The sequence below is a fragment of the Kribbella sp. NPDC104218 genome, assembly GCF_055584105.1.
The window spans coordinates 913,833-939,598 of record NZ_JBVJMQ010000003.1 but is presented as its reverse complement, the minus strand read 5'-3'; the positions used below and the strand labels follow the sequence as shown (position 1 = coordinate 939,598).

The 25,766-nt window shown below is 70.1% G+C and carries 22 protein-coding genes; 14 read left to right on the top strand and 8 right to left on the bottom strand.

Annotated features, from left to right (window positions below):
* Positions 1-189: 189 nt before the first annotated feature.
* The 5 genes from ACZ6ZD_RS29145 to ACZ6ZD_RS29125 are packed head-to-tail and all read left to right on the top strand — an operon-like array spanning position 190 to position 5,551.
* Complete coding sequence (locus tag ACZ6ZD_RS29145; protein WP_465677116.1) at positions 190-975, top strand: carbohydrate ABC transporter permease; 786 nt, start codon at positions 190-192, stop codon at positions 973-975.
* On the top strand, positions 972-1,838 hold the full coding sequence (locus tag ACZ6ZD_RS29140; RefSeq protein WP_465677115.1) for a carbohydrate ABC transporter permease: 867 nt from the start codon (positions 972-974) through the stop codon (positions 1,836-1,838). Before ACZ6ZD_RS29145 ends, ACZ6ZD_RS29140 begins: the two co-directional genes overlap by 4 nt.
* Positions 1,839-1,842: 4 nt before the next feature.
* Positions 1,843-3,270 (top strand): polysaccharide lyase 6 family protein, encoded by a 1,428-nt coding sequence (locus ACZ6ZD_RS29135; RefSeq protein WP_465677114.1) that lies wholly within the window; start codon positions 1,843-1,845, stop codon positions 3,268-3,270.
* The gene (locus ACZ6ZD_RS29130; protein WP_465677113.1) at positions 3,267-4,127 is read left to right on the top strand and encodes a helix-turn-helix domain-containing protein; all 861 of its coding nucleotides are present in this window, start codon (positions 3,267-3,269) and stop codon (positions 4,125-4,127) included. The genes ACZ6ZD_RS29135 and ACZ6ZD_RS29130 overlap by 4 nt, the downstream gene beginning before the upstream one ends.
* A gap of 11 nt (positions 4,128-4,138) precedes the next feature.
* The gene (locus ACZ6ZD_RS29125) at positions 4,139-5,551 is read left to right on the top strand and encodes a polysaccharide lyase 6 family protein (protein ID WP_465677112.1); all 1,413 of its coding nucleotides are present in this window, start codon (positions 4,139-4,141) and stop codon (positions 5,549-5,551) included.
* Here ACZ6ZD_RS29125 and ACZ6ZD_RS29120 read toward each other — a convergent pair whose 3' ends face one another.
* The 3 genes from ACZ6ZD_RS29120 to ACZ6ZD_RS29110 are packed head-to-tail and all read right to left on the bottom strand — an operon-like array spanning position 5,552 to position 8,403.
* Positions 5,552-6,925 carry an MFS transporter gene (locus tag ACZ6ZD_RS29120; RefSeq protein ID WP_465677111.1) on the bottom strand — a complete coding sequence of 458 codons (1,374 nt, stop codon included), beginning with the start codon at positions 6,923-6,925 and terminating at the stop codon, positions 5,552-5,554. It abuts the gene before it with no gap.
* A 41-nt stretch (positions 6,926-6,966) separates the two neighbouring features.
* Positions 6,967-7,608 carry a hypothetical protein gene (locus ACZ6ZD_RS29115; protein ID WP_465677110.1) on the bottom strand — a complete coding sequence of 214 codons (642 nt, stop codon included), beginning with the start codon at positions 7,606-7,608 and terminating at the stop codon, positions 6,967-6,969.
* 42 nt (positions 7,609-7,650) lie between these two features.
* A complete protein-coding gene (locus ACZ6ZD_RS29110; protein ID WP_465677109.1) occupies positions 7,651-8,403 on the bottom strand; it encodes a glycerophosphodiester phosphodiesterase in 753 nt (250 codons plus the stop codon).
* A 25-nt stretch (positions 8,404-8,428) separates the two neighbouring features.
* Here ACZ6ZD_RS29110 and ACZ6ZD_RS29105 point away from each other — a divergent pair, with 25 nt between their 5' ends.
* From ACZ6ZD_RS29105 to ACZ6ZD_RS29095, 3 genes are all read left to right on the top strand, one after another.
* Positions 8,429-9,556 (top strand): aminotransferase class V-fold PLP-dependent enzyme, encoded by a 1,128-nt coding sequence (locus tag ACZ6ZD_RS29105; protein ID WP_465677108.1) that lies wholly within the window; start codon positions 8,429-8,431, stop codon positions 9,554-9,556.
* Positions 9,553-10,167 (top strand): class I SAM-dependent methyltransferase, encoded by a 615-nt coding sequence (locus tag ACZ6ZD_RS29100; protein WP_465677107.1) that lies wholly within the window; start codon positions 9,553-9,555, stop codon positions 10,165-10,167. The genes ACZ6ZD_RS29105 and ACZ6ZD_RS29100 overlap by 4 nt, the downstream gene beginning before the upstream one ends.
* A 207-nt stretch (positions 10,168-10,374) precedes the next feature.
* A complete protein-coding gene (locus ACZ6ZD_RS29095) occupies positions 10,375-11,442 on the top strand; it encodes a glycosyltransferase 87 family protein (protein ID WP_465677106.1) in 1,068 nt (355 codons plus the stop codon).
* On the opposite strand, the gene ACZ6ZD_RS29090 is transcribed toward ACZ6ZD_RS29095, so the two are convergent.
* The gene (locus tag ACZ6ZD_RS29090) at positions 11,387-14,143 is read right to left on the bottom strand and encodes a family 78 glycoside hydrolase catalytic domain (RefSeq protein WP_465677105.1); all 2,757 of its coding nucleotides are present in this window, start codon (positions 14,141-14,143) and stop codon (positions 11,387-11,389) included. The two genes, ACZ6ZD_RS29095 and ACZ6ZD_RS29090, sit on opposite strands and share 56 nt — an antisense overlap.
* A 118-nt stretch (positions 14,144-14,261) precedes the next feature.
* Between ACZ6ZD_RS29090 and ACZ6ZD_RS29085 the strand changes: the two genes are divergently transcribed.
* Positions 14,262-15,158, top strand: coding sequence for an AraC family transcriptional regulator (locus ACZ6ZD_RS29085; protein ID WP_465677104.1), 897 nt, complete (start codon positions 14,262-14,264; stop codon positions 15,156-15,158).
* A gap of 16 nt (positions 15,159-15,174) precedes the next feature.
* On the opposite strand, the gene ACZ6ZD_RS29080 is transcribed toward ACZ6ZD_RS29085, so the two are convergent.
* Together ACZ6ZD_RS29080 and ACZ6ZD_RS29075 are read right to left on the bottom strand one after the other, a co-directional pair.
* A complete protein-coding gene (locus tag ACZ6ZD_RS29080; RefSeq protein ID WP_465677103.1) occupies positions 15,175-15,633 on the bottom strand; it encodes a PGPGW domain-containing protein in 459 nt (152 codons plus the stop codon).
* A 41-nt stretch (positions 15,634-15,674) separates the two neighbouring features.
* On the bottom strand, positions 15,675-17,798 hold the full coding sequence (locus ACZ6ZD_RS29075) for a peptidoglycan DD-metalloendopeptidase family protein (protein ID WP_465677102.1): 2,124 nt from the start codon (positions 17,796-17,798) through the stop codon (positions 15,675-15,677).
* A 126-nt stretch (positions 17,799-17,924) separates the two neighbouring features.
* Here ACZ6ZD_RS29075 and lpdA point away from each other — a divergent pair, with 126 nt between their 5' ends.
* A complete protein-coding gene (gene lpdA / locus ACZ6ZD_RS29070; RefSeq protein ID WP_465677101.1) occupies positions 17,925-19,322 on the top strand; it encodes a dihydrolipoyl dehydrogenase in 1,398 nt (465 codons plus the stop codon).
* 3 nt (positions 19,323-19,325) lie between these two features.
* On the opposite strand, the gene ACZ6ZD_RS29065 is transcribed toward lpdA, so the two are convergent.
* Positions 19,326-20,075 (bottom strand): metallophosphoesterase, encoded by a 750-nt coding sequence (locus tag ACZ6ZD_RS29065; RefSeq protein WP_465677100.1) that lies wholly within the window; start codon positions 20,073-20,075, stop codon positions 19,326-19,328.
* A gap of 30 nt (positions 20,076-20,105) precedes the next feature.
* On the bottom strand, positions 20,106-21,599 hold the full coding sequence (locus tag ACZ6ZD_RS29060) for a PstS family phosphate ABC transporter substrate-binding protein (RefSeq protein WP_465677099.1): 1,494 nt from the start codon (positions 21,597-21,599) through the stop codon (positions 20,106-20,108).
* Between the two features lie 112 nt (positions 21,600-21,711).
* On the opposite strand from ACZ6ZD_RS29060, the gene ACZ6ZD_RS29055 reads away from it, so the two are divergent.
* From ACZ6ZD_RS29055 to ACZ6ZD_RS29040, 4 genes are read left to right on the top strand one after another with little or no spacing between them, the layout of a single operon-like run.
* Positions 21,712-23,070, top strand: coding sequence for a dihydrolipoyl dehydrogenase family protein (locus tag ACZ6ZD_RS29055; RefSeq protein ID WP_465677098.1), 1,359 nt, complete (start codon positions 21,712-21,714; stop codon positions 23,068-23,070).
* A gap of 45 nt (positions 23,071-23,115) precedes the next feature.
* Positions 23,116-24,129 carry an energy-coupling factor ABC transporter permease gene (locus tag ACZ6ZD_RS29050; protein WP_465677097.1) on the top strand — a complete coding sequence of 338 codons (1,014 nt, stop codon included), beginning with the start codon at positions 23,116-23,118 and terminating at the stop codon, positions 24,127-24,129.
* Positions 24,126-24,884 carry a cobalt ECF transporter T component CbiQ gene (gene cbiQ, locus ACZ6ZD_RS29045; protein WP_465677096.1) on the top strand — a complete coding sequence of 253 codons (759 nt, stop codon included), beginning with the start codon at positions 24,126-24,128 and terminating at the stop codon, positions 24,882-24,884. Before ACZ6ZD_RS29050 ends, cbiQ begins: the two co-directional genes overlap by 4 nt.
* Entirely contained in the window at positions 24,881-25,654 is a 774-nt protein-coding gene (locus ACZ6ZD_RS29040) for an energy-coupling factor ABC transporter ATP-binding protein (RefSeq protein ID WP_465677095.1), read from the top strand. Before cbiQ ends, ACZ6ZD_RS29040 begins: the two co-directional genes overlap by 4 nt.
* Positions 25,655-25,766 lie beyond the last annotated feature (112 nt).

Genomic DNA, 25,766 nt, shown 5'->3' with positions numbered 1-25,766 from the left:
GTGTGGCTTTCCCGGCCCCCTTTTCCCCCCCCCCCGCCCCCCCCCCCCCCCCCGCCACCCCCCCCCCCCCCCCCCCCCCCCCCCCCCCCCCAGCACCGCCGCGGACACCGGACGTCGGGCGCCTGGTGGATCCCGTGGCTGTTCCTCGCCCCGGCCCTGATCCTGTTCGTCTACTTCAAGTTCATCCCGATGGCCCAGGCCATCTCGATGTCGGTCCAGGACGTCCGGCCCTACCTGGGCAACCTGTACGTCGGGGCGGCCAACTACACCGAGATCCTGTCGTCGGAAGGTTTCCGCGCCGCGACCTGGAACACGATCCTGCTGGCCGTCGGCCAGACCTTCGGCTCGATGATCCTCGGCTTCGCGCTGGCCCTGCTGGTGGAGGGCCAGACCCGCAAGCTGACATTCATCCGGTCGGCGGCGTTCCTGCCGGTCGTCGTCCCGATCGCCGTGGTCGCCGAGCTCTGGCGGATCATGTACCACCCGACCGGCGACGGCCTGCTGAACCAGCTGCTCGGGCTGGTCGGGCTCGGCCCGTCCGGGTTCATCAACGACCCGGACACGTCCCTGGCCTCGATCGTCGTGACCGGGATCTGGCGCGGCGCGCCGTACGACATGATGATCTTCCTGGCCGGCCTCGCGGGGATCGACCGCGGGCTGTACGAGGCGGCGATCGTGGACGGCGCGTCCGTCCGGCAGCGGATCCGGCACGTCACGCTGCCCGGGCTGCGGGCGGTGTTCGCGATCTTGTTCGTCCTGGCCGCGGTGCGCGGGTTCCGCGCCTTCACCGAGGTCTTCCTGCTCACGAACGGCGGGCCGAACGGCTCGACCGAGGTCGTGATGACGCTGATCTACAAGCTCGGCTTCGAGCAGAACCGGCTCGGGGTCGCCTCGGCGGGCGCCGTCCTGCTGTTCGTCGCGACGCTGATCCTGACGATCTGCGTCCAGCTGCTCCGGCGAAGGAGAGTCGCATGAGTGCCGCCACCGAGACCGCGCTCGGTCTCACCGAGAACAAGGGCCCGGCCGCCAAGGCCGCGAAGTTCGTGATCTACGCCGGGCTGTTCTTCGTCTTCGCGGGCCCGCTGCTCGCGCTGCTGGTCAGCTCGTTCAACCATGTGTCGGACCCGACCCAGCTGAGTGTGATCCCGAAGAGCCCGACGCTGGAGAACTTCCGGATCGCGTTCGACCACGGCGTCCTCAAGTACCTGCTGAACTCGTTCTTCGTGGTCGGCTTCGGGCTGCTGCTGCAGGTCGCGGTGTCGGTGCTGGCCGGGTACGCGCTGGCCCGCAAGCAGTTCCGGTTCATGACGCTGGTGATGGTCGCGATCCTGGCCACGATGATGCTGCCCGAGGAGATCCTCGCGCTGCCGCTGACCCTCGTGCTGGCCGATCTCCCGCTGCTGCACCTCGACCTGATGGGCACGCTGGCCGGGATGATCGTGCCGCTCGGCGCCTGGGCGTTCTCGATCCTGGTGATGACCGAGTTCATGAAAGAGGTTCCGCGCGAGCTGGAGGAGGCGGCCCGGATCGACGGGGCCGGCGAGTTCCGGATCTTCGGCCAGATCATCCTGCCGCTGTGCCGGCCGGCCCTCGGCGTGATCGGCGTCTTCGGCTTCACGATGATCTGGGACCAGTACCTGCTGCCGTTGCTGGTGGCCACGAATTCGTCGGCCTACACGCTGCCGCTGGCGCTGCGGACGCTGCGGATCGACCCGGTCGTCACACCCGGCGTCGTGATGGCGGCCTCGCTCCTCGCACTGCTGCCGTCGGTGACGGTCTTCCTGCTGTTCCAGCGTTCCTTCGCCCGGGGCCTGACCTCGGGCGCCCTGAAGGGGTGACTCCATGAACCGCCGCACGTTTCTCACCACCACGACCGGCGCCCTCGCCGCCGGGGTCGCCGTGACCACGGCCACGCCGGCCGCCGCCTCGGCGTCCGACCGCCGCCACGTCCGGACCCTCGACGAGCTGCGCCGGGCCCTGGAGACCGCGGGCCCGGGGACGACGATCACCGTTGCTGACGGCCACTATCCGGTCACCGAGCCGATCGCCATCACGAACAAGCGCGGCCGCCCGGGCCGGCCGATCACGCTTCGCGCCGAGTCGATCGGCGGCGTCGTCCTGACCGGCGCGCAGAGCTTCGTGTTCTCTGCCTCGGCCGACATCACGCTGCAGGGGTTCGCGTTCCGGCAGAGCACGACGCTGGAGCTGCCGCCGGACTGCCGGCGGATCCGGCTCACCCGCAACGACTTCCAGCTGGCCGACATCGCCGGGCTGCACTGGCTGATGGTCCGGGCCGACCACTCGACGATCGACCACAACGCCTTCCACGGGAAGACGACCCTCGGCATCTACCTCGGGATCGAGGGCGCCGGGACCGACCAGATGGCGCAGGGCGTACATGTCTACCGCAATCATTTCAGCGACCACAGCTTTCCTGGTGACAATGGCGGTGAGCCGATTCGGCTGGGCGTTAGTCCGCGGGCGCTCTCGACGGCGGGCGCGGTGATCGAGTCGAACCTGTTCGAGCGCGCGAACGGCGACCCCGAGGCCATCTCGGTGAAGTCGTCGGGCAACCTGATCCGGCACAACACGATCCGGGACAGCTTCGGCGGGATCGTGCTGCGGCACGGGAACGACAACCGGGTCGAGGGCAACTACCTGCTGACCGGCAAGAACGGCATCCGGATCTACGGTAACGACCATCTGATCGTGAACAACTACGTCGAGCGGATCGCCGGCACCGGCGTCGTCCTCGGCAGCGGGAACGTCCGCGACCACTTCCCGGGGGAGCCGCCGAACTCGCGGACCGGCAACGACGCGCCGGACGGCGTCGAGATCGTCCTGAACACCGTGCTCGACTGCACGACCGCGATCAGCGGCGAGAGCCACCGGACCCTGCCGCCGCTCGGTTGCACGATCGCGGACAATCTCCTGGTGGCTGAATCCGGGCAACTTCTGAACGTGCCGTTCCAGGACGGCATCACCTGGTCGGGCAACCTGCACTGGGGCGCGGCGACCGACGGCAACGCACCCGCCGCCGGCTTCCGCCGCCTCGACCCGAAACTGGCGGCCGGCCACGACGGCATCCGCCGGCTGACGGCGGGCAGCCCGGCCATCAACGCGGCGAGCCGGTCGTACCGAGACGTCGAGGAGGACCTCGACGGGGACCGGCGGACCCGCCGGCCCGACGTCGGCGCGGACGAGTTCTCGCGGCGCCGCCCCTGCCGCGGGCCCCTGACCGCGGCCGACGTCGGCCCGCACGCGCGATGAGTACGACGGAGCCGACCGACGTCCGGACCCGGAGCGAGGACGAGGTGATCCGGGCCCAGCTGGACCGGCTGCGGCTGGACCTGGTGGTCGCGGCGCGGATCACCAAGGTGCACCCGGAGTGGTCGCGGCCGCTGGAGCCGGACCCGTTCTCCCGGCTGTACCTGATCCTCGAGGGCGAAGGCCGCCTGGTGGTCGGCGACGTCGAGCTGTACCCGAAGCCGGGGGAGCTGTGTTACCTCCCGGCCGAGGTCCCGATCTCCTACGAGACGATCAGTGCCAACGTGTTCCGTAAGCACTGGCTGCACTTCTCCGCGCTGGTCGGCGACCGGGACATCGGCGAGGTGCTGTCGCTGCCCTACATCGTGCCGAGCAAGTCGCCCGAAGAGGCGGCGACCCTGTTCGAGCAGGTCGGCGCGGCGGACCGGGACCCGCCCGGGCTGGCGACGCCGCTGCGAGTCCGGTCGGCCCTGACCGCGCTGTTCGCGCACTACCTGGACAGCGCGCCGCCCGGTTCCGTCCGGTTGGCGCAGCAGCAGTCGGCGGAGTCCGGCGTCGTCCAGTACATCCAGGACAACCTCGGCAACCCACTCGCCGTCGAGGATCTGGCGGCCCGCAACGGCCAGGACCTGGCCGGCTTCGTCCGGCGGTTCCGGACCGAGTACGGGTTGTCGCCCAAGCAGTACATCAAGCGGGCCCGGATCGAGTGGGCCCAGCGCGAGCTCATCACCACCACCCGTCCGATGGAGGAGATCGCCGCCGCCGTCGGAATGGACCAGTCGTACTTCTCGAAGGTCTTCCGTCAGGTCAGCTCGGTGACGCCGAGCGAGTACCGAAAGCTGTACCGCCCACGCAGTTGAGGAGCCTCATGATGAAACGTCGTACCTTCCTGACCGGCGCCGTCGGCGTCGGCACCGCCGCGGCACTGCAGGTCAGACCCGCGTTCGCCGCCCCGGTGACGTCGCTGTCCCAGCTCCAGTCGGCCATCAACTCGGCCACCGCCGGCACCACGATCACGCTGGCGAACGGCTCGTACGCCGTCGGCTCGAGCGGCATCACGATCAACGGCCGCAACGGCACCACCAGCTCGCCGATCACCATCCAGGCCGAGACCAAGGGCGGGGTGACGCTGACCGGCTCGAAGAGTTTCGTCATCTCGAGCTCGTCGAACATCACGATCAGCGGTTTCGTCTTCAAGCAGACCTCGACCTTCGACCTGGCCACCAGCGCGACCCGGATCCGGCTCACCCGCAACGAGTTCGCCCTGGGATCGGCGGCCAGCCACTCGGTCGTCGTCCGCGGTGACGACGTCAAGATCGACCGGAACATCTTCCGGGACAAGTCCTCCGTCGGGTGTTACCTGGTGATCGACGGTCCGGGCGGCGACGACGTGATCGCCAAGCGCACCTACATTCTGCGCAACCACTTCCGCGACCACACCTTCAGCGGGTCGAACGGCGGTGAGCCGATCCGGCTCGGCGTCAGCAGCCGCGCGCTCGCGGACGCCGACGCGACGGTCGAGTACAACCTGTTCGAGCGGGTGGACGGCGACCCCGAGGCGATCTCGGTGAAGTCGTCGGGGAACACGATCCGCTACAACACGATCCGCAACAGCCTCGGCGGCATCGTGCTCCGGCACGGGAACGACAACCGGGTCGAGAGCAACTACATTCTCGGCGGCGACAACGGCATCCGGATCTACGGTAACGACCACCTGATCGTGAACAACTACGTCGACGGCGTCGGCAGCGCGGGGATCGTGCTCGGCAGCGGCTCCGAGCGCGACCACACACCTGGTGAGCCGGACGACGACCGCCGCGGGAACGACGCGCCGGACCGGGTCGTGATCGTGCTCAACACCCTGCGCAACAACAGCGAGGCGATCGCGGGCGAGAGCAACCGGACCGTGCCGCCGCTGAGCTGCCAGATCCGGGACAACCTGCTGGTCGGCAGCAGCGGTCAGCTGACCAGTCTGCCCTACCAGTCCGGCATCACCTTCTCCGGCAACATCCTGTGGGGATCGGCGTCCAACGGGACGATCCCGTCGTCCGGCTTCACCCGGGCCGACCCGAAGCTCACCTCGAGCTCGGACGGGGTCTACCGGCTCGGCAGCGGCAGCGCGGCGATCAACGCGACGTCCGCGAACCACTCCAGCCGGGTCACCGACGACCTCGACGGGCAGAGCCGGACGGCGCCGTACGACGTCGGCGCGGACGAGTACTCGACGGCGACGCCGGTCCGCCGTCCGCTGAACGCCGCGGACGTCGGACCGAACGCGACGTAATCAGATCAGGGTGGGCTGGGTGTTGCCGGCTTCGTCGATACCGCGACGCATGTCGACGCGGCTGAGCAGCACCAGCCCCACCAGGAAGAACAGGCCGAGCGCGACGATGGCCGGGCGGTAGGAGCCGGTCAGCTGGTGGACCAGGCCGAAGACGAGCGTGCCGAGCCAGGAGGTGCCGCGCTCGCCGGCCTGGTACAGGCTGAAGTACTCGGCCTCGCGGCCCTTCGGGATCAGCTGGCTGAATGCCGACCGCGACAGCGCCTGGGTACCGCCGAGGACGATGCCGATCGCGGCGCCCATCGCGAGGAACGGCACGATCTGCTTGGCCGGGAGCATGAACCCGGAGATCACGATCAGCATCCAGACGACGAGACCGCCCATGATCGTGTTCTTGGTGCCGAACCGGCGCGCGAACCGGCCGAAGGCGAGCGCGCCGAAGAACGCGATGAACTGGACCAGCAGGATCGTCATGATCAGCACCTGGGTCTCGAACCCGAGCTGCTTCTCGCCGTACGTCGACGACACCGAGATGACGGTCTGGATGCCGTCGTTGAAGAACAGGTACGCGACCAGGAACAGCAAGGTGACCGGGTAGCTGCGCATGTGCTTCAGCGTCGCGGCGAGCTGCCCGAAGCTCTGCTTCATCAAGCTGCCGCTGCGGACCGGGACGACGTTCGCCGGCGGCCGGTTCCGCAGTTTGACGAACGGGAAGAACGTGAACGCGCCCCACCACAACCCGGCGCTCAGCAGACTGAGCCGGACGGCGGTGCCCTGACTGATCCCGAGCGCTTCGTGCGCGGTGACGACGCCGAGGTTGATCGCCAGCAGGATGAACCCGCCGAGATAACCGAACGCCCAGGCGCGCGACGAGACGTCGTCCCGGGCGTCGGGCGGTGCGATGTCGATCAGGATCGAGTCGTAGACGACCATCGACGAGCCGAGACACAGGTTGCCGACGAACAGCAGTAGCGCCCCGAGCTCCCAGCGGCCGCCGCCGACAAACACCATGCCGCAGGCCGCGAGCGCGCCCGTCCAGGCGAAGCCGCACATCAGCAGCTTCTTGCGCTCCATCCGGTCCGCGATCGCGCCGACCACGGGCAGGAAGAGCGCCGAGAACAGCGTCGCGACCGTGACGACGTAGAAGGCGAGTGAGCCGGGCGAGATCCCGAGCCCGAGGACTTCGAGGTTCGTGTGACACGGCTTGTCCGCCGAACCGACGTACCCGCAGGCGGCGGTCTCGGCGACCGAGGTCAGGTACGGCGCGAACAGCACGGTGCCGACGGTCGTCACATAGCCGGAGTTGGCCCAGTCGTACAGGCTGAAGCCCCAGTACTCCCGCTTGTCGACGGCCGCGGGGGCGGAGAGAAGTCCCATGCGCAGAGTCTGGCAGCTTCAGGGGACCAAAAGGTGTCTTGTCAGGAGGAGGCCAGCCGCGCGTCGGCCGCGGCCAGCCCCGCGCGCAGCGCCTCCTGCGCGCCCGGCTCCCACGGCCCGGACCCGGCCAGCGGGATCTCGGTCAGGAACCGGCGCTCGGGCTCGGGGATCCGCGCGACGAGCAGGTCCGGATCCTCGGCGGCCGTTCGGTACAGATCGGGGCCGTCGGCGTAGTACAGATCGGTCACCACGAGCCGGCCGCCGGCGCCGCGCATTACATTGGCCGGGTTGTGGTCGAGCGGACCGCACCAGGGCAGCTCGGCCAGCGCCTGCGCGTGGATCCGGTCGATGATCTCGGCAAGCTGCGCGACCTCGGGGGCGCGCTCGGCGATCGTGCGGTGGAAGGCCGCCGCCTCCTCGGGCTCGACCGGGCTGAGCCACTCCATCAGCTGGAGATCGCCACCGCCGGTCAGGCGCTGGTGCTCGAACAGCTGCGGGACCTGCCGCGTGTGGGCAGCTTCGCGATACAGCTGCGCGGTGTACGGGCCGACCGGGTCGAACGGGCTGATCCGGACGGCGGTGGCGCCGTCGGGCGATCGGAGTGCGAACGCCCAGTCGCCGGTGCCGCACGGCGTCCAGCCTGCTGCCCGGTAGGAACGCTCGGCCTCGCGGTGATCGGTCATGTCGCGCACCTTATGTACTGCGGGTCGGGGCGCGCCTTCGATTTACCGCCACTGACCTCGCTCGATCAGGACGTCGCGGAGCAGATCGGTCCGGTCGGTGATGAGACCGTCGACGCCGGCGTCCAGCATCCGGTGCATGGTGGCGGGGTCGTCGACCGTCCAGACGTGGACGGGTTTGCCGCGGGCGTGAGCGCGCTGGATCAGACCGGGGGTGAGGACCTTGAAGGACTTGTAGGTCTCGGGGATCTGCAGGCAGGCGCCCTTGGACGGCAGGGCGAAGGGCAGGAAGCGGATGAGGGCGGTCTCGTACTCGCCGTAGCCGGTGCAGAGCTCGGGGCCGAGGAGTTTGCGGATCCGGCGGACGCGGGACTGCGAGAAGGAGGACACGCAGACGCGGTCGAGCGCGTTCGCGGCACTCAGGACGCCGGCCGCGGGCAGCAGGCCGTTCTCGTGTTTGATGTCCAGATTGAACCGGACGTCCGGGAAAAACTCGAGCAGCTCGTCCAGGCGGGGGATGGGCTCCCGGCCGTTGATCTTGGCCTGCCGCACCTCGGACCAGGGCAGCTCCGAGATCAGGCCGGTCCGATCGGTGACCCGATCCAGCCGGTCGTCGTGGAAGGCGATCACGACGCCGTCGCTGGTCGCGTGCAGGTCGGTCTCCAGGTAGCGGTACCCGAGACCGACGGCGTGCTCGAAGGCGAACAGCGTGTTCTCGTACCCGATCAGCTCCGGATGCCGGGCGCCGCCGCGATGCGCCATCACGATCGGGCCGTCGTGGTCGAGGTAGGGGTACACGTCAGGAATTATGTACCGTTCGGTGGTGACGCTACTCAGCCCCCGCCCAGACCTGTGGAGCCTCGACCCCGCCGTGGCGCACCTCAATCACGGCTCGTGGGGCGCGGTGCCCCGGCGTACCCAGGAGGTCCTGAGCGCGTTGCGCGCCGAGGCCGAAGCGAACCCGATGCGCTGGTTCCGCTCCGTCCCGGCCCGGCTGGCCGCGGCCCGGCTCGAGCTGGCCGCCTTCCTGGACGCCGACCCGGCCGGCTTCGCCCTCGTCCCGAACGCGAGCGCCGGTATCACCGCCGCCTTCGCGACCGTGCCGATCTCGACCGGCACCCGGATCGTCACGACGAGCCACGTCTACGGCGCCTCCCGGTACGCCGCCGAGCGGGTCGCCCGGGCCCGCGGCGCCGAGCTGTACGTCGTCGACGTCCCACTGCAGGCGGACGACGACACCGTGGTCGCCCTGATCGAGCCGGCCCTGGTCGGCGCGTCGGCGCTGCTCGTCGACCACGTCAGCGCGGCCACCGGGGCGATCCTGCCGATCGCGCGGCTCGTCGCGCTGGCACACGACCGCGACGTACCGGTGATCGTCGACGGCGCACATGCTCCGGCCCTGATCGACGCGCCCACCGGCGACGGCGCCGACTTCTGGACCGGCAACTTCCACAAATGGCCGTCGGCGCCGCGCGCGACCGCCGGTCTGGTGGTGGCCGAGCGCTGGCGGACGGCGTCGTACCCGCTGATCACCTCGTGGTCGGAGTACGACGAGCGGTTGCCGGAGCGCTTCGACATGCAGGGCACGCAGGACTACGCCGCCTGGATCGCGGCGCCGGAGTCGCTGCGGGTGCTGGCCGAGCTGGAGTGGCCGGTTCGGCGTCCGCAGCTGACCGCGATGCTCGATGAAGGCGCGCGGCTGGTCGCCAAGGCGCTGGGGACATCGGTCGGTGAGCTCGTCAACCCGGCCCCGACGCTGCGGCTGGTCGAGCTGCCCTCGGTCGTCGCCGACGCGGAGGCGTTCAAGGAGCGTGTCTCGCGTGAGCACCAGGTCGAGATCACGCTGACCGGGTACGAAGGGCGCAGCTACCTGCGGTTGTCCGCGCACGCTTACAACAGCCCCGAGTGCTACGAGAAACTGTCGGTGGCGCTGCCTAAAGTCCTCGCGTGAATGACATCCAGACCTCGTACAACACTGCCGCTGCCGACTACCACGCGATGCTGAAGGACCTCCTCGCCGACGGCGTCGCCGAGCGGATGATGCTCACCTACTTCACCGAGGTCGTTCCGGCCGGGCCGATCGCCGACCTCGGCTGCGGCACCGGTCGCGTCACCGCTCACCTCGCGGCGGCCGGCCGCGACGTCTTCGGTCTCGATCTCGCCCCGGGCATGATCGAGGTTGCCCGGGCCAGCCACCCCGGCCTCCGCTTCGACGTCGGCTCGATCTTCGACCTGGACCTCGCGGACGACTCGCTGGCCGGCGCTCTGCTTTGGTACTCGCTCGTCCACACCCCGCGTGCCGAGCTCCCAGCGGCCTTCGCCGAGGTCCACCGCGTCCTGCGACCCGGCGGCCATCTCGTCTACGGCTTCAAAGCCGGCGTCGACACGTACCACCTCACCTCCGGCTACGGCCACGCCATCGACCTCGACGTCCACCTCCAAGACCCGTCCGACATGGCCGACCTCCTCACCGCCGCCGGCTTCGAAGAGGTCGCCAGACTCGTCCACGCCCCGGAGTGGGGCGAGAAGCAACCCCAGGCCTACCTCCTGGTCCGCAAGTAGTCCGGGCGAGTGACGACCCGAGGGGCGTAGGTCAGCCGATCCGGTGACCTGGCTGGGCACCTGCGAGCGATGTCCCGCGGGCCGGGCGTGGCAAGGCTGGGCGGTGTGACTTCCAGCCTTGCCGTTGCTCCTCCGCAGCCCGCCGGGTCCGGACGTCGGCGGTGGATTCGGGGTGGCCTTCTCGGTGCCGGGGTCGTGGTCTATCTGGTGGCTTTGTTCGCTCGGTGGCCGCCGCTCGACTATCGCTACGACCTCAGCATCTACGTGGCCGCGACCAACGATCTGCTCCACGGGCATGATCTCTACACCGGTCCGTTGGCCTCGACTTTCGACACCGGCTTCACGTATCCGCCGTTCGCCGCGCTGTGCTTCGTGCCGTTCGCGCTGCTGGGGACGGCGGGCAGCCGGGCGCTGATGATGGGCTTGTCGGCGCTCTGCCTGCTGGCGATCTGCTGGCTGACGCTGCGCGCTGCCCGGCCCACCTGGTCGCCGTACCGGGTTGCTGTGGTGGCGGTGATCTGCGGGCTCGTCGGACTTCGGTTCGAGCCGGTGCAGTCAACCTTCGACCTCGGGCAGGTGAACCTCCTGCTCGCGGCGATGCTCTTGTTCGACCTGCTCGGCCACACCCCGCGACGCTTCCGGGGCGTGCTGGTCGGTATCGCGACCGGTATCAAGCTCACCCCAGGCATCTTCCTGCTCTATCTACTGCTCACCCGCCGGTACGCCGAAGCGCGGACAGCGATTGCCGCGGCCGCGGGCACCGCGCTCCTCGGGTTCGTCGTGATGCCCGCGGCCTCGTGGAACTACTGGACCAACTACCTGTTCGACCCGACCAGAGTCGGCGACGTCCGGCGCTTGGCCAACCAGGCGCTGTCCGGAGTCGCGGCCCGGCTGGCGCTGCCGTCGATGCTGTCGCTGATGGTCGTCGGGGCAGCTCTCGTGCTGGGTCTGCTCGCGGCGCGCTGGGTCTACCTGCGCGGACACCACCTACAGTCCGTGCTGATCGCGGCAGCCACCGGCCTGCTGGTCTCGCCCATCTCGTGGACCAGTCACTGGGTATGGGCCGTGCCGATCACGCTCGTCCTGACGCCCGCCGCCGCGCTGCTGTGGCTCCTGATCTTCGTCACCGGTCCGGAAGACGCTCTGACCAACTCCTATCCGCTCGCCGCGCTCGCGCTGATCGCCCTTTCACTGCACCCGGCGTCATGCACGCGACTGATCAGTGGTCGAGGAGGCCCTCGAGGGCGGAGCGAAGCGCTGCGGAGTCGCCGATGACGTCGCTGAGCTGGGCTGCGGGCCGGTCGAGGTACGGCGTCAGCCGGCCGGCGAGTGCGGCGTCGTCGGCCGCGACACCGCTCTCCACCGCCGCCGCGACGATCGCGGTCCAGCTCGGCTCATGATCGATCAGCTGCCGGATCGTCGGTTCCGCGGCCAGGCCGGGCGGCGTGACGTCGGCCGCGGTCCACTCGTGGGTGCCGTGACCGACCTCGATCGGCTCGGCGATGCCCGGGACGACGACGCGGGCCCGGGATCCGACCGGAACGGTCACAGAGAGCGCTATCTCACCGTTTCTCCGGCTCCAGGCGACGGCCGCTTCGCCGTACGGCGTGAGGTGTTTGGCCGCGGCGCTGGTCAGCGGCGCCGAGATCAGCGGATCGACGACGAGAGAGCGGTATCCCGGTTCTCCGGGCGCGAGGCCCGCGACCCGGCGGTGCAACCAGTCGGCGACCGCGCCGAGGGCGTAGTGGTTGAACGAGGTCATCTCGCCCGGGTTGATACTGCCGTCCGGCAGCATGCTGTCGTAGCGCTCCCAGACCGTGGTCGCGCCCATCGTCACCGCGTACAGCCAGGACGGGCAGCTGGTCTGCAGCAGCAACCGGTACGCCAGGTCGGGATGGCCGGCGTCGGTGAGCGCGTCGGCGATCAGCGGCGTACCGACGAAACCCGTGCTGATCCGGAAGCCGCTGCCGCGGACCAGATCGGCCAGTCGCGCGCCGGCCCGTTCGCGCTGATGAGCATCCGGTAGCAGGGCCCACTGGAGGGCCAGCGCGTAGTTCGTGGCCGAGTCGCTGAGCACGCGGCCGCCCGCGGTGGTGTACTCGGCGGCGAACGCCTGCCGGACGCGCGCGGCCAGGTCCGCGTACTGCTTGGCTAGGTCGGTTTCCCCGAGGACCTGGGCCGCCTGCGCGACGACGCCGGCCGACCGGGCCAGATGCGCCGTCGCGAGGACGTCCGGGTCGGCCTTGGCCAGCGACGCGTTCTCGGGCGGCGCAGTCGGGTCGAGCCAGTCGCCGAACTGGAAGCCGCCCGACCAGAGCAGATCCGGCCCGGCCAGCTCGGTCATCTTGTCCACCCAGGCCCGCATACTCGGCAGCTGGCGGCGCAGCAGCTCGACGTCCCCGCTCGCCGTGTAGACGGCCCACGGGACGATCGTTGCCGCGTCACCCCAAGCGGCCGTGGCCGGTTCGGCGTCCCGGAGGACGTCGGGGATCACGAACGGGACCGAGCCATCCTTGTGCTGCTCGGCCGCGAGGTCGGACAACCAGTTGCCGAGGAACCCGGTGGTGTCGAACAGGAAGCTCGCGGTGGGGGAGAAGACCTGGATGTCACCGGTCCACCCGAGCCGCTCGTCGCGCTGCGGGCAGTCGGTCGGGACGTCGACGAAGTTGCCGCGCATCCCCCAGACGACGTTCTGATGGAATCGGTTCAGCAGCTCGTGGGACGACTCGAACCACCCGGTCCGCCGCAGATCGCTACCGACCACAACCGCGCGCAAATCCTCCAGCCGTAGCTCTGGGACGCCGGTGACCTCGGCGTACCGGAAGCCGTGGAACGTGAGCGGCGAGTCGAGCACGAGTTCCTCAGGCCCGGCGAGCACGTACGAATCGGTCGCCTTCGCCGTCCGCAGCGGCCGGACGCCGAGCTCGCCGTCCTCGAGCACCTCGGCATGCCGGACGACGACCTCATCGCCGGCCGCGCCGCCGCGGACCGTGAGCTGCACCCGGCCGACCAAGTTCTGCCCGAAGTCGACCAGCGTCTTGCCCGACGGCGACGTGCTGATCTCGACCGCGCGCAACTCCTCGGTGATCCGCACCGGCGGCCCGTCCGGCGCGACGAGCAGCGAAAGGTCGGCATCGAGTACGTCGACCGGTGTCGGCGCGCCGATCGGACGCCGGAAGTCGGTGCGCTGGCCGTCGTAGAAATCGTCGGCGACAACAGCGCTCTCCCGAGACGTCCAGGTCGCGTCGCTCCCGAAGGTGTGTACCTGTCCGTCTCCGGTGGTCACCTCCAGCTGGGCGAGGACGGCGAGGCGGTCGCCGTACAGGGCGGTCTGGTCCTGGAAGCCGAGCCGCCCGCGGTACCAGCCGTTGCCGAGCAGGAAGTCGAGCCGGTTGGCGCCCGGCTCGACCAGCTCGGTCACGTCGTGGGTCTGGTAGCGCAGACGTTGCTGGTAGACCGTCCAGCCGGGGGCGAGCTCCTCGTCGCCGACGCGGCGGCCGTTCAGCTCGGGGAAGTAGATGCCGTGCGCGGTGACGAAGAGCCGTGCCTTGGCGATGTCACCGGGCAGCTCGATCTCGGCGCCCACCAGGGGAGCGGGGGAGCCGTGCGGGTTGTCCTGCGGGCTGACGAAGCGGGCGGTCCAGTCGTCCGGGCTGAGCAGACCGGCCTCGACGACGGCCGCCTCGCTCCAATCACTCCAGTCGACCCCACGGACGCGGACCCGGACGACAGCCGCCTGACGCGAGGCCAGCGGCGTACCAGGCCACGGCACGAGAACTTGGTCGGCGGACTCAACAGTGTGGATCTGCGTCGTGTCGGTGCTGATCTCGACCTGGTACGCCGTCTGGACGTAGTCGGCCGGTGCGGACGGGACCTGCCAGGACAGCCGGGGCGCCGGCGTGCCGAGGCCGAGGGCCGGCCCGGAGTCGGTGCGGTGCTCGAAGCGGATGCTGCTCGGTGCGGCGAGGTGCGACATGCGGCTCCAACCGTTGCCAGTGAAACGATTCAGGCCAGCTTGCGACGGTCCGGCGAGCAGTCATAGCCCGGAGTGCACGAGACCTAGCACGAAATGCACCTCGGCCCTAGGGTGAGGCATGCCCAACGAGCCGGTGCGGATCCACGGCACCCTGCTGCACTTCATCGAGGGGACGATCGTGCATGCGGGTCCGCATGTCCACGAAGGCGGGCATCCGCTGCACACGCACAGCTTCTTCGAGATCGCGCTGGTGATCGCGGGGGACGGCGTCCATCACACCCAGGCCGGCCGGCAGTGGCTCACCGCCGGGGACGCCGTCCTGCTCCGGCCGGGCGTCTGGCACGAGTACGAGCAGTGCAACGGCCTGGAGGTCTACAACTGCTGCTTCGCCGCGGACCTCGTCCGACGCGAGCTGGCTTGGACCAGGGAGGATCCACTGCTCGGCTACCTGCTGTGGACCGGGCCGTTCTCCGCGCAGCGGCGCGGCGTACTGAGCATGCATCTGGACGACGAGACGTTCGCCGAAGCGCGCGGGCATCTGGACGGCTTGCGTGAGCTGCGCGACCAGCCGGTCGGCCTGCATCGCGGCGACGTCATCGGCTGGCTGTCGCTCTACTTGAGCTGCCTGGCCCGGGCCGTGGCCGAACGCAACGACCTGCGCCAGCAGATCCACCCCGCCGTCCTCGACGCGATGCGGATGCTCGAAGCCGATCCCGCGCGCCCCTGGACGCTCACCGAGCTCGCACAGTCGCTGCACCTCGCGCCGGGGTACCTCGTCCGCCTGTTCAAGTCGGCCACCGGGCTACCGCCGATGGCCTACCTGTCCCGGCATCGCGCCGAGCTCGCGGCCGGCCAGCTGCTGCACACCGACCTCCCGGTGCACCGCATCGGCGAGGCGGTCGGCTGGCCGGACCAGAACTACTTCGCCCGGCGCTTCAAGTCCCACTACGGGCTGAGCGCCAGCACGTACCGGCAACGTTTCAACCGCCCGAAATACGGCCCGATCGCGCACTGACCGGCTGCCCGGCGGATCAGCCGAGCAGAGGCAGCTTGTGCAGGAACGTCTCCCACGAGTCCGGGAGCCAGCCCGGGACGCCGAGCACGGCCATGTAGAGCCAGACCGCGATCAGGACGCAGCAGAACAGCGCGACACTGCCCAGCGTCTTGAGCCAGGCGGGCTGCTTCCCCGTCCAGGCGGTCAGCTCCTTGACCCAGTCCTTCACCTTGTAGAGCAGGCGCTGCGCCCACTCGAACTCGCTGGCCAGGATGGCCAGACCGGCGATGAACAGCGGGATCCCGCCCGGCCCCGGCAGCCAGCCGGTCAGCGGGGCGGCGATGATCAGCACGCCGCCGACCACACCCACCAGGACTCGGTAGATCAGGTGCTTCTTCGGATCCGCCCGGATCCGTCGGCGCCACTCCCACCGGTCGTCCTGCGCATCCAGCGTGATGTTGTGATCAGTGCGGTCGGGACTTTCCTGCTCGGCCACGTTTCCCACCCTACGTGCTGAGTCCACCGAATTCCCGGACCTCAGGCCTTCGGGGGTTTACCGAATTCCCAGTGCCAGGGCTCTTCGCGGTTCCCGCCCTGGTCGGCCCAGGCCGGATGCCGCCAGCCGAAGGCCTGGGCCTGCTGTTTCATCCACCGGTACTGCGCGGTGCCGAACTTCTCGATCCCGCCGCACAGGTCGACCGCGACACCCCAGCCGTGGTTCGACGTACCGGGCAGGGCGGCCAGCGACGGCTTCCGCGCGTAGAGGTTCACCTGGGCCTGGTAGGACCGGTAGGAGTCGGTGATGCACAGCGACCGGCCGAAGGCCTGCCGGTAGGCGCCGCTGAGCTGCAGGTACGCAGCGGCAGCGTCACAGCGCAGCATGTGACCGTTGCCGACGGCGCACAGTTTGCTCGACGGGATCATGCCGTTGCTGAACCCGCCCCAGCCGGTCGTTGCCGAACCGGTCGCCAGGAACGGCATCGGGTTCACCGGGTCGCCGCCGATCCGGACCTCGAAGTGCAGATGCGAGCCGGTCGAGTTGCCCTCGCTGCCGACGCCGCCGATCCGCTGGCCGGCCTTCACCTGCTGGCCGTCGGTGACGCTGACCGAGCTCAGGTGCGCGTACAGCGTCTCCAGGCCGCCGCCGTGGTCGATGCGGACCAGATTGCCCGCCCAGGGCGGATGCTCGACGCGGACCGTGCCGGACGTGACCGCGCGGACCGGCGTCCCGAGCGCGGCCGGGAAATCCTGACCGGTGTGGTAGCCGCTCGACCACAGCGCGCCGGACTGACCGAACGACGTCCCGATCTCGTACGTCCCGTCGGCGAGCGGCCACGTCCAGGCGCCGGAGGCGACGCTGTACGACGTCCCGGTGTTCCCGCAGCGGAAGTCCTCCGCGCCGGAGCCGGTCGGGGGAGCGACCTGCGGCTTGCTCGGCGCGCCGAGCGTCGGCCGGAGGACGGCGTACAGGGTCTCGGGCACCGGGGTGACGACGACCGCGCCCTTGGCCTCGTCGGCGGCGATCATCTCGTCGTTGTCGAGCGCGACGCCGATGTGGACCAGGCCGAGCGACTTGCCGCCCATGAGCATCAGGTCGCCGGGCTGGGCCTGCTCGTGCGGGACGGCCTGGTAGCCGGGGTAGGTCTTGGCGATCGTGGCCGGGAGTTTCGCGTACGGCGCCCAGGCCGTGCGGGCCGCGCCGAGGCAGCCGAACAGCGTCGGGCCGCTCGCGTCGACGCCGTAGCCGCGCCCGACCAGCGCGAAAGCCTGGTTGACGGCCTTGATCGTCTCGGCCGACAGCACCCGCAGCGACTTCCCGGTGACGAGGACGGACGCCGCGCCCGGGATCGTCTGGCCGCCGTCGATCAGCGGCGTGAGCGGGGCGGGCAGCTTGGAGGGGTCCTTGATCGCGGCGGCCGCGGGCAGGACGACCTTCGCCGTGCTCAGCTCGGTCAGATACGCCTGCCAGCGCATCAGCGCCTGCTGGTTGCGGGCCAGTTGCAGCTGCTTGGACAGCTCGGAGGCGCCGTCCAGCTCGGGGAGCTGGTCCATCGCGCGGGCGGCGGCATCCGCGGCCTTCTGCTTGACGTCCTTGCCGAGCTGGGTGGCCTTGTCGGCCGCGAGCTGGGCGTCGGCGCGTTTACCGGCCGCCTCCGCCTTGGCCTTGGCGGCGTCGTTCCCGGCGTTGACGGCCTTGTTGTACTGCGAGACCTGCGTGCTGCCGAGCTGCTGGATGGCGGTCTGCCGGTCGGCGATCTCCTGCAGGTTCTCCGCGACCGGGGACAGCGACCAGATCATCGACTCGGCGCCGAGCGTGGTCGGGATGCCGAGCTGGTAGGCCTGGGCGGTGATCACGCCGAGCCGCCGGCGCTCCTCGTCGGCGCGGCCGCCGACGGTCGCCGCGGCGGCCTCGGCCTTCTTCGCGGCGGCTTCGGCCTGCTCGGCGGTCTTGAGCGCGTTGGTGTAGGCGATGGTCGCCTTGGCGAACTCGGCCTGCAGCGCGGCCGCTTCGGCCTGGAGCTGCTCGAGCGATCGTTTGACATCGGTGACCGAGGCCGGCGGGGGCGGAGTGGGCGTGTCGGCGTACGCGGGCAGCGAGACCACTGCCAGCAGCGTGCCGAGCGCTGCGAACCGCAGCCCCCGACGGTTCCCCAGAACCATCAGGCCCCCATCGTCGTCGCCTCACCTCAGGCGCGCGGCAGCGAGCGGGCCCCCGCGCCTGCCCAGGGTATGCCGGGAAAGGTCCCCGCGAAACCCCGCCCTGGACGGACCTACTAAAGTTCAGGTATGGCCTCGCACTTTGACGTTGTTGTCCTCGGCGCTGGTCCGGGTGGGTATGTCGCGGCGATCCGCGCGGCTCAGCTCGGTCTCAAGACCGCCATCATCGAGAAGAAGTACTGGGGCGGTGTCTGCCTGAACGTCGGCTGTATCCCGTCCAAGGCACTGCTGCGGAACGCCGAGCTGGCGCACATCTTCCGGACGGAGGCGAAGACCTTCGGTATCAGCGGCGAGGTCAGCTTCGACTTCCCGACCGCCGTCCAGCGCAGCCGCAAGGTCGCCGACGGCCGGGTCAAGGGCGTTCACTTCCTGATGAAGAAGAACGGCATCACCGAGTTCGACGGCTGGGGCAGCTTCACCGACGCGAACACCCTCGACGTCACGCTGAACGACGGCTCCTCGGAGACCGTGACGTTCGGCAACGCGATCATCGCCACCGGCGCCACCACCAAGCTGCTGCCGGGTACGCAGCTGAGCGAGCGGGTCGTCACCTACGAGGAGCAGATCCTCACCGAGGAGCTGCCGGGCTCGCTGGTGATCGCCGGCGCCGGCGCGATCGGCGTCGAGTTCGCCTACGTCCTGGCCAACTACGGGGTCAAGGTGACGATCGTCGAGTTCCTCGACCGGCTGGTCCCGCTCGAGGACCCGGATGTGTCCAAGGAGCTCGCCAAGGCGTACAAGAAGCTCGGCGTCGATGTCCTCACCTCCACCCGGGTCGACTCGATCGACGACTCCGGCGACAAGGTCAAGGTGACCGTCACCGGTAAGGACGGCGCCGGCAAGGTCATCGAGGCCGACAAGGTGATGCAGGCGATCGGCTTCCAGCCGCGCGTCGACGGCTACGGCCTGGACAAGACCGGCGTCCAGCTCACCGAGCGCGGCGCGATCGGCGTCGACGGCCTGTGCCGCACCAACGTGCCGAACATCTTCGCGATCGGCGATGTCACCGCGAAGCTGATGCTCGCGCACGCCGCCGAGGCGATGGGCGTGATCGCCGCCGAGACCATCGCCGGGCACGAGACGATGGAGCTCGACTACGCGATGATCCCGCGGGCGACCTTCTGCCAGCCGCAGATCGCCAGCTTCGGCTACACCGAGGAAGAGGCCAAGAAGCTCGGCCACGAGGTCAAGGTCGCCAAGTTCCCGTTCACCGCGAACGGCAAGGCGCACGGTCTCGGCGACCCGACCGGGTTCGTCAAGGTGATCAGCGACGCCAAGTACGGCGAGCTGCTCGGCGCGCACCTGATCGGCCCCGAGGTCACCGAGCTGCTCCCCGAGCTCACCCTGGCCCAGAAGTGGGACCTGACCACCAAGGAGCTGGCGCGGAACGTGCACGCCCACCCGACGCTGAGCGAGGCCCTGCAGGAGGCCTTCCACGGCCTCGAAGGGCACATGATCAACTTCTGATCGTCAGGGAAACCGGTAGAACGTCTGCAGCGGCCCATCCGGGTAGAGCACATGGAGTGCCAAACCCGGGTGGGCTTCTGTGTCGACGATCCCGCTCGGCACGGCCGGCTCGAACGGCAGCGGGACGGTCGAGCGGATCCCGGGCGCCCCGAGGACGCGATGCCCGGCGAACGAGGTCACCAGCCCGTTGTGCACGTGGCCGGTCAGGATCGCGGTGATCGATTTACCGCTCAGGACTCGTTCGAGCGCGTCCTGGGCGTGCAGCAGCCACTGGTCCATGATCGGATGCCGCATCGTCAGCGGCGGGTGGTGCATCGCGACAAAAGTCGGCCCGTCGTACGGGTCGCTGAGAGTCGCGTCCAGCCAGTCGAGTGAGTCGGCCGAGAGCAGGCCGTGATCCGCGCCCGGGACGCTGGTGTCGACCAGGACGAACCGCGCGCCGGCCACCTCCCGGACCTGGTGGACCGGGTGGTCGACGCCGGGGGATTCGAGGTAAGCGGCCAGGCCCTTGCGCAGCGGCTCGCTGACGTCGTGGTTACCCGGCAGGACCAGGACCGGGACGTCGGTCGGCAGCTCGGCCGCGAGCTCGGCGTACTCGCTGTCGAGACCGTGGTCGGCCAGATCACCCGACACCAGGACGACGTCCACCGGCCGCTGGAAGGCGCTCAGGTACGCCGTGATCCGGCGCAACCGCTCCCGGGGGACGTCGGTGCCGTCGAGATGCGGGTCACTCAGGTGCGCAATGACGATCATCGCCCGACCCTAACCGCAGGACCCGGTCGTTCAACCGCAGAACCCGGTCGGCAGATCCCCGCAGGGCAGCAGCCCGCCGCGCTCCAGCACCGGCCGCGCCTGAGTCGAGCGCAGGTAGTCGAGGAACGCCGCGGTCAGCGACCCCGGCTCCGGGGACTTGTAGGTGTAGGCGTGCTCGACCTCCCAGAACTTGTACGTCCCGTCGGCCACCTTGGACCGGTCCGGGACGACGCCGTCCACCGCGGCGACCCCGATCCCGGGGTACTTGCGCGCGGCGCCGAGCTCGGCGTACCCGATCGCGCCGTCGATCTCGTTGACCCGGGTGAGCAGCTCCTCGGTCGTACCGACCTCGCAGCGGTGGTACTTCGCGCCCGCGTCGTCGTCGCGCCGGCAGTCGTCGGACGAGATCCCCAGCTCCTGGTCCCCGGCCAGCACCTTCTCGCGGAAGACCCGGCGCGAGCCCGAGTCGGGCCCGACTCGGCTGATCATCCGGATCGGCAGGTCCCGTCCGCCGAGCTCTTTCCAGTTGGTCACCTTGCCGCGGTAGATGTCGCGCAGCTGCGCGCCGGTGACCGCTGCCGGTGCGGAGTCCCGGTTCACCACGACCGCGAACAGGACGACGGCGACCGCTTCGCCACGCAGCTCGGGTGCGTCTTCGGCCGGGCCGTCCGACATCGCGATCAGCCCGGCCGCGGCGCCGGCGTCCTTGGCACCGGTCTCGCTGAGCGTGCGGACGCCGCTGCGGCTACCGGTCGCGGCGATCGTGATGTCGGCCCGCGTGCACTCTGCGACGTACGCGGACCGCACCTCGCGCATTGTCGGCTCGACCGCGGTCGACCCGATCACCCGGACCTGGCCGGCCACGCAGTCGTCCGGCGGCTGCAGGACGTCGACCACGAAGAACGCGACCAGGGCGCCGACCAGCACCATCGACAGCGCCCCGAACATCAGCGTCCGCCGGCCCGGACCGCGGGGCCGCGGCTCGTGATAGACCCCGCCGCCCGCCGAGCCGCCGGCCAGGTACCCCGAGTGCGTGACGCCTTCGCCGCGGCCGGACAGCACGAGCAGGAACTTGAAGCTGTCGCCGCGGTTGATCGCGATCCGCGGCAGGACCAGCTTGCCGGTGTCGACGAAGTTCTCCGAGTCCAGCCGGCGCTGCAGCATCTCGCCGAGCGCCTCGGGTTTGGCCTCGGTCACCTCCAGCCCGACGATCGTGCGGTCCGGGAACGCGAACGAGATCTTCTCGTGCATGTCGTGCGGCTCGATGTCCATACCGCCGGCGTTGTCCAGCCGGAGCAGGACGACGCTCGGGTCGTCGACCACGGCCCGCTGGTGGCGGACCTCGACGTCCAGCATGTGCGAGCTCGGGAAGACGCCGATCGGCGCGTCCACCTGGACGCGGTAGACCAGCCGTTTGCGGCGCAGGACGTAGCGGTCGATCAGCCAGGCGGCGGCGGTGCCGAGCAGCGCGACCGCGGCGATCACCGTCTCGAGGTTGATGTCGCCGAGACCAGAGAAATCCAACTCATCCCCTCCGCGCCGGACGCTACGCGCGCGGAGTGAACGCGTCCTTACCGCGTGATGACGCGCCGGGGTGGGGCTTGGCCGGGGCGGGGCGGTCTGCGAGATTGGCGGCATGGCTGAACAGGTTGATGTGGTCGTGATCGGGTTGGGCGTCGGCGGCGAGGAGGCGTCCGGCCGGCTGGCCGAGGCCGGTCTGACCGTCGTCGGTCTGGAGCCGCGGCTGGTCGGCGGCGAGTGCCCGTACTACGGGTGCATCCCGAGCAAGATGATGATCCGCGCCGCGAACCTGATCGCCGAGACCCGTCGCGTCGACGGCCTGGCCGGGACGGCGACGATCGAGCCGGACTGGGCACCGGTCGCGCAGCGCATTCGCGACGAGGCCACCGACAACTGGAACGACCAGGTCGCGGTCGACCGGCTGGTCAAGAAGGGCGTCACGTTCCTCCGTGAGCCCGGCGTGATCACCGGCCCGCGCACGGTGCGTGCGGGCGACCGCGAGTTCGAGGCGAGCCGCGGCATCATCGTCGCGACCGGCACGGTCCCGTTCGTCCCGCCGGTCGAGGGGCTGGCCGGTACGCCGTTCTGGACGAACCAGGACGCCATCCGCGCCGAGACACTGCCTGCGTCGCTGGTGGTGCTGGGTGGGGGCGCGATCGGGCTCGAGCTGACTCAGGTCTTCGCGCGGTTCGGCGTCCAGGTGACCGTGATCGAGGGTGCCGAGCGGGTGCTGTCGATGGAGGAGCCGGAGTCGGGTGACCTGGCCCGCGCGACCCTCGAGAAGGACGGCGTGACCGTCCACACCGGCGTCCACGCGAAGCAGGTCGGGCACGCCGGCGGCGAGTTCACCGTCACCCTGGACGACGGCCGCGTGGTCACCGGCGAGAAGTTGCTGGTGGCAACGGGTCGCCGGGTGGACATCGGCGGCCTCGGCCTGGACCAGGTCGGCCTGGACGCCGGGGCACGGCGGATCGAGGTCGATGAGCATGTCCGGGCCGCGGACGGCGTCTGGGCGGTCGGCGACGTCACCGGTGCCGGTGCCTTCACGCACACCGCGATGTACCAGGCGAACATCGCCGTCCACGACATTCTCGGGACGCCGGACGCGCCGCTCGCGTCGTACCACGCGATGCCGCGGGTCACCTTCCTGGATCCGGAGATCGGCGCGGTCGGGCTGACCGAGAAGCAGGCGCGAGAGAAGGGGCTGAACGTCGCGACCGGCGCCAGCCAGCTGCCGTACTCGTCGCGCGGCTTCATCCACAAGGCCGGTAACGAGGGCTTCATCAAGCTCGTCGTCGACGCCGACCGCGGCGTCCTGGTCGGTGCGACCAGCGCGGGCCCGACCGGTGGCGAGGTGCTCGGCGCGCTGGCGGTCGCCGTCCACGCCGGTGTCCCGGTGAACTCTCTGCAACAGGTCATTTACGCCTACCCGACGTTCCACCGCGCGATCGGGGATGCCCTCAAGCAGTTGTGAGATGTCTTGTTGCGATTCGATCGCAACAGGTTCAAGATCGAGCCCGTGCATGTTCCTGATGGGTTCTTCGACGCCCCGACGTCCGTCGCCACCGGCCTGATCGCGGCCGGGGCGGTGGGCTTCAGTCTGCAGCGTGCGAACCGGGAGATCCGCGAGACCGGTCCCGCGCTGGCCGGGCTGACGGCGGCCTTCGTGTTCGCCGTACAGATGGTGAACTTCCCGGTCGGCGCCGGCACCAGCGGCCACCTGCTGGGCGGCGCGCTGGCCGCCGCGCTGGTCGGGCCCTGGACGGCGGTGCTGGTGATGTCGACCGTCCTGCTCGTCCAGGGGCTGCTGTTCGCGGACGGCGGGCTGACCGCGCTCGGCACGAACATCACGCTGATGGGTCTCATCACGGTCCTGGTCGGCTACTTCGTCACCCGGGCGCTGCTGGCCGTGCTGCCTCGGCGTACCGGCAGTGTCGTCCCGGCGGCCACCGTCGGCGCGCTCGTCTCGGTGCCGGTCGCCGCGCTCGCTTTCACCGGCCTGTACGCGATCGGCGGCGCGGTCGACATCCCGCTCGGCAAGCTCGCGACCGCGATGGTCGGCTGGCACGTCCTGGTCGGGATCGGCGAGGCGGTCATCACCGCCGCGGTCCTCGGTGCGGTCGTCGCGACCCGGCCCGACCTCGTGTACGCCGCCCGGCATCTGCAGCCGGAGCTCGTCCTGATCGATGCCGACGGCAACAGTTCCACCGTCGCCCCGGATCAGCCGATCGCGGCCAAGCCGGCCGGGCGCTCGCTGGGGATCGGTGTCGCGGTGTCGCTCATCGTCGCCGGCGCGGTCAGCCTGCTGGCGAGTGCGCATCCGGACGGCCTGGAGTTCGTCGGCGCCAAGCTCGGCTTCGACAGCGCCGCGAAGGATTCCGCGGTCGCGGGCAGTCCGCTGGCCGACTACGGCGTCAGCGGGATCGGCAACGCACAGGTGTCCGGCGCGCTGGCCGGGATCATCGGCGTCCTGGTCACGATCGCGGTCGGCCTGGCCATCGCGAAGATCGCCTCGCTGCGCAAAGCGTCATGAGCGGCGACGGCCTGCTGGTCGCGGTCGACAGCAAGGTCCATCGCATCCCGGCGCAGGTCAAGCTCGTCGCGCTGTTCGTGTTCGTACTCGCTGTCGTCTCGACCCCGGCGGCGAGCTTCTGGGCCTTCGCCCTGTACGCCGGGCTGCTCGTGGGCGCCGTCGTCGTGGCGAAACTGCCCGCGCTGGTGGTGTCGCGGCGGCTGGCGGTGGAGACGCCGTTCATCGTCTTCGCGCTGCTGCTGCCGTTCGTGGCGACCGGTCCGACGATGGACGTTCTCGGCCTGGAGTTGTCGCGGTCCGGCGTCCTGGGCGCCTGGAACGTACTGGCGAAGGGGACGCTCGGTGTCGTGGCGGCGACTCTGTTGTCGGCGACGACCGGGCCGCGGCAGCTGCTCGCCGGACTCGAGCGGCTGCGGTTGCCGGCGACGCTGATCGCCATCCTGTCCTTCATGGTTCGCTATCTGAGCGTCGTCTCCGACGACCTGCACCGGATGCGGGTCGCACGCGAGTCCCGGGGGTACGTCGGCGGCCGAGCCGGGCACCTGCGGGCCGTCGCCGGGGGAGTGGGCGCGTTGTTCGTGCGCAGTTTCGAGCGCGGTGAGCGGGTGCATCTGGCGATGCGGTCGCGCGGATACACCGGCCGGATGCCGTTGCTCGGTGAGGTCGGCGCGACGCGCGCGCAATGGCTGACCGGGCTGACCATTTCCCTGGCCGCGGTGGCGATCGCGGTGACAGCTAGGGTGGTCGGCTTGTGAGCGGTCCCGCGATTCAGGTCGAGCGTCTGGTCTTCGCCTATCCCGACGGCCGGCAGGCCCTGTTCGGCGTCGACTTCACCGTCCAGCGCGGGGAGCGCGTCGCGCTGCTCGGCCCGAACGGCGCCGGGAAGACCACCGTCGTCCTGCACCTGAACGGCATCCTCGGCTCGGTCGCGGGTGGGACCGGCAGCGGCCGGATCCAGATCGGCGGGACCGGGCTGCACCGCGATCACCTGCCCGAGATCCGCCGCAAGGTCGGCCTGGTCTTCCAGGATCCCGATGACCAGCTGTTCATGCCGACCGTGCGCGACGACGTCGCCTTCGGCCCGGCCAATCTCGGGCTCCGCGGCGCCGAGCTGGACGACCGGGTCCGCGAGGCGCTGGTCCAGGTCGGGATGCAGGATCACGCCGACCTCGCGCCGCATCACCTGTCGTTCGGCCAGCGCCGCCGGGTGGCGGTCGCGACCGTGTTGGCGATGCGGCCCGAAGTCCTGGTCCTCGACGAGCCGTCGAGCAACCTGGACCCGGCCAGCCGCCGCGAGCTGGCCGACATCCTGACCGGTCTCGACGTGACGCTGCTGATGATCACGCACGACCTGCCGTACGCGCTGCAGCTGTGCGAGCGGAGCCTGCTGATGGACGGCGGCCGGATCGTCGCCGACGGCCGGACCAGGGAGCTGCTCGGGGACGCCGAGCTGATGAGCGCGCACCGGCTCGAACTGCCGTACGGGTTCGACCCGCTCTCGGTGCCCGGTCCCGAAGGCCGCTGACCCGCGCCAGAAATACCTCGTCAGTTTCTTACCAGGACCTTGTCTGTTACCCGCTGGTCAGGGAGGGTGACGTTCAGTACTTCTGTCGTCACCCCTCGCACCCAAGGCGGTC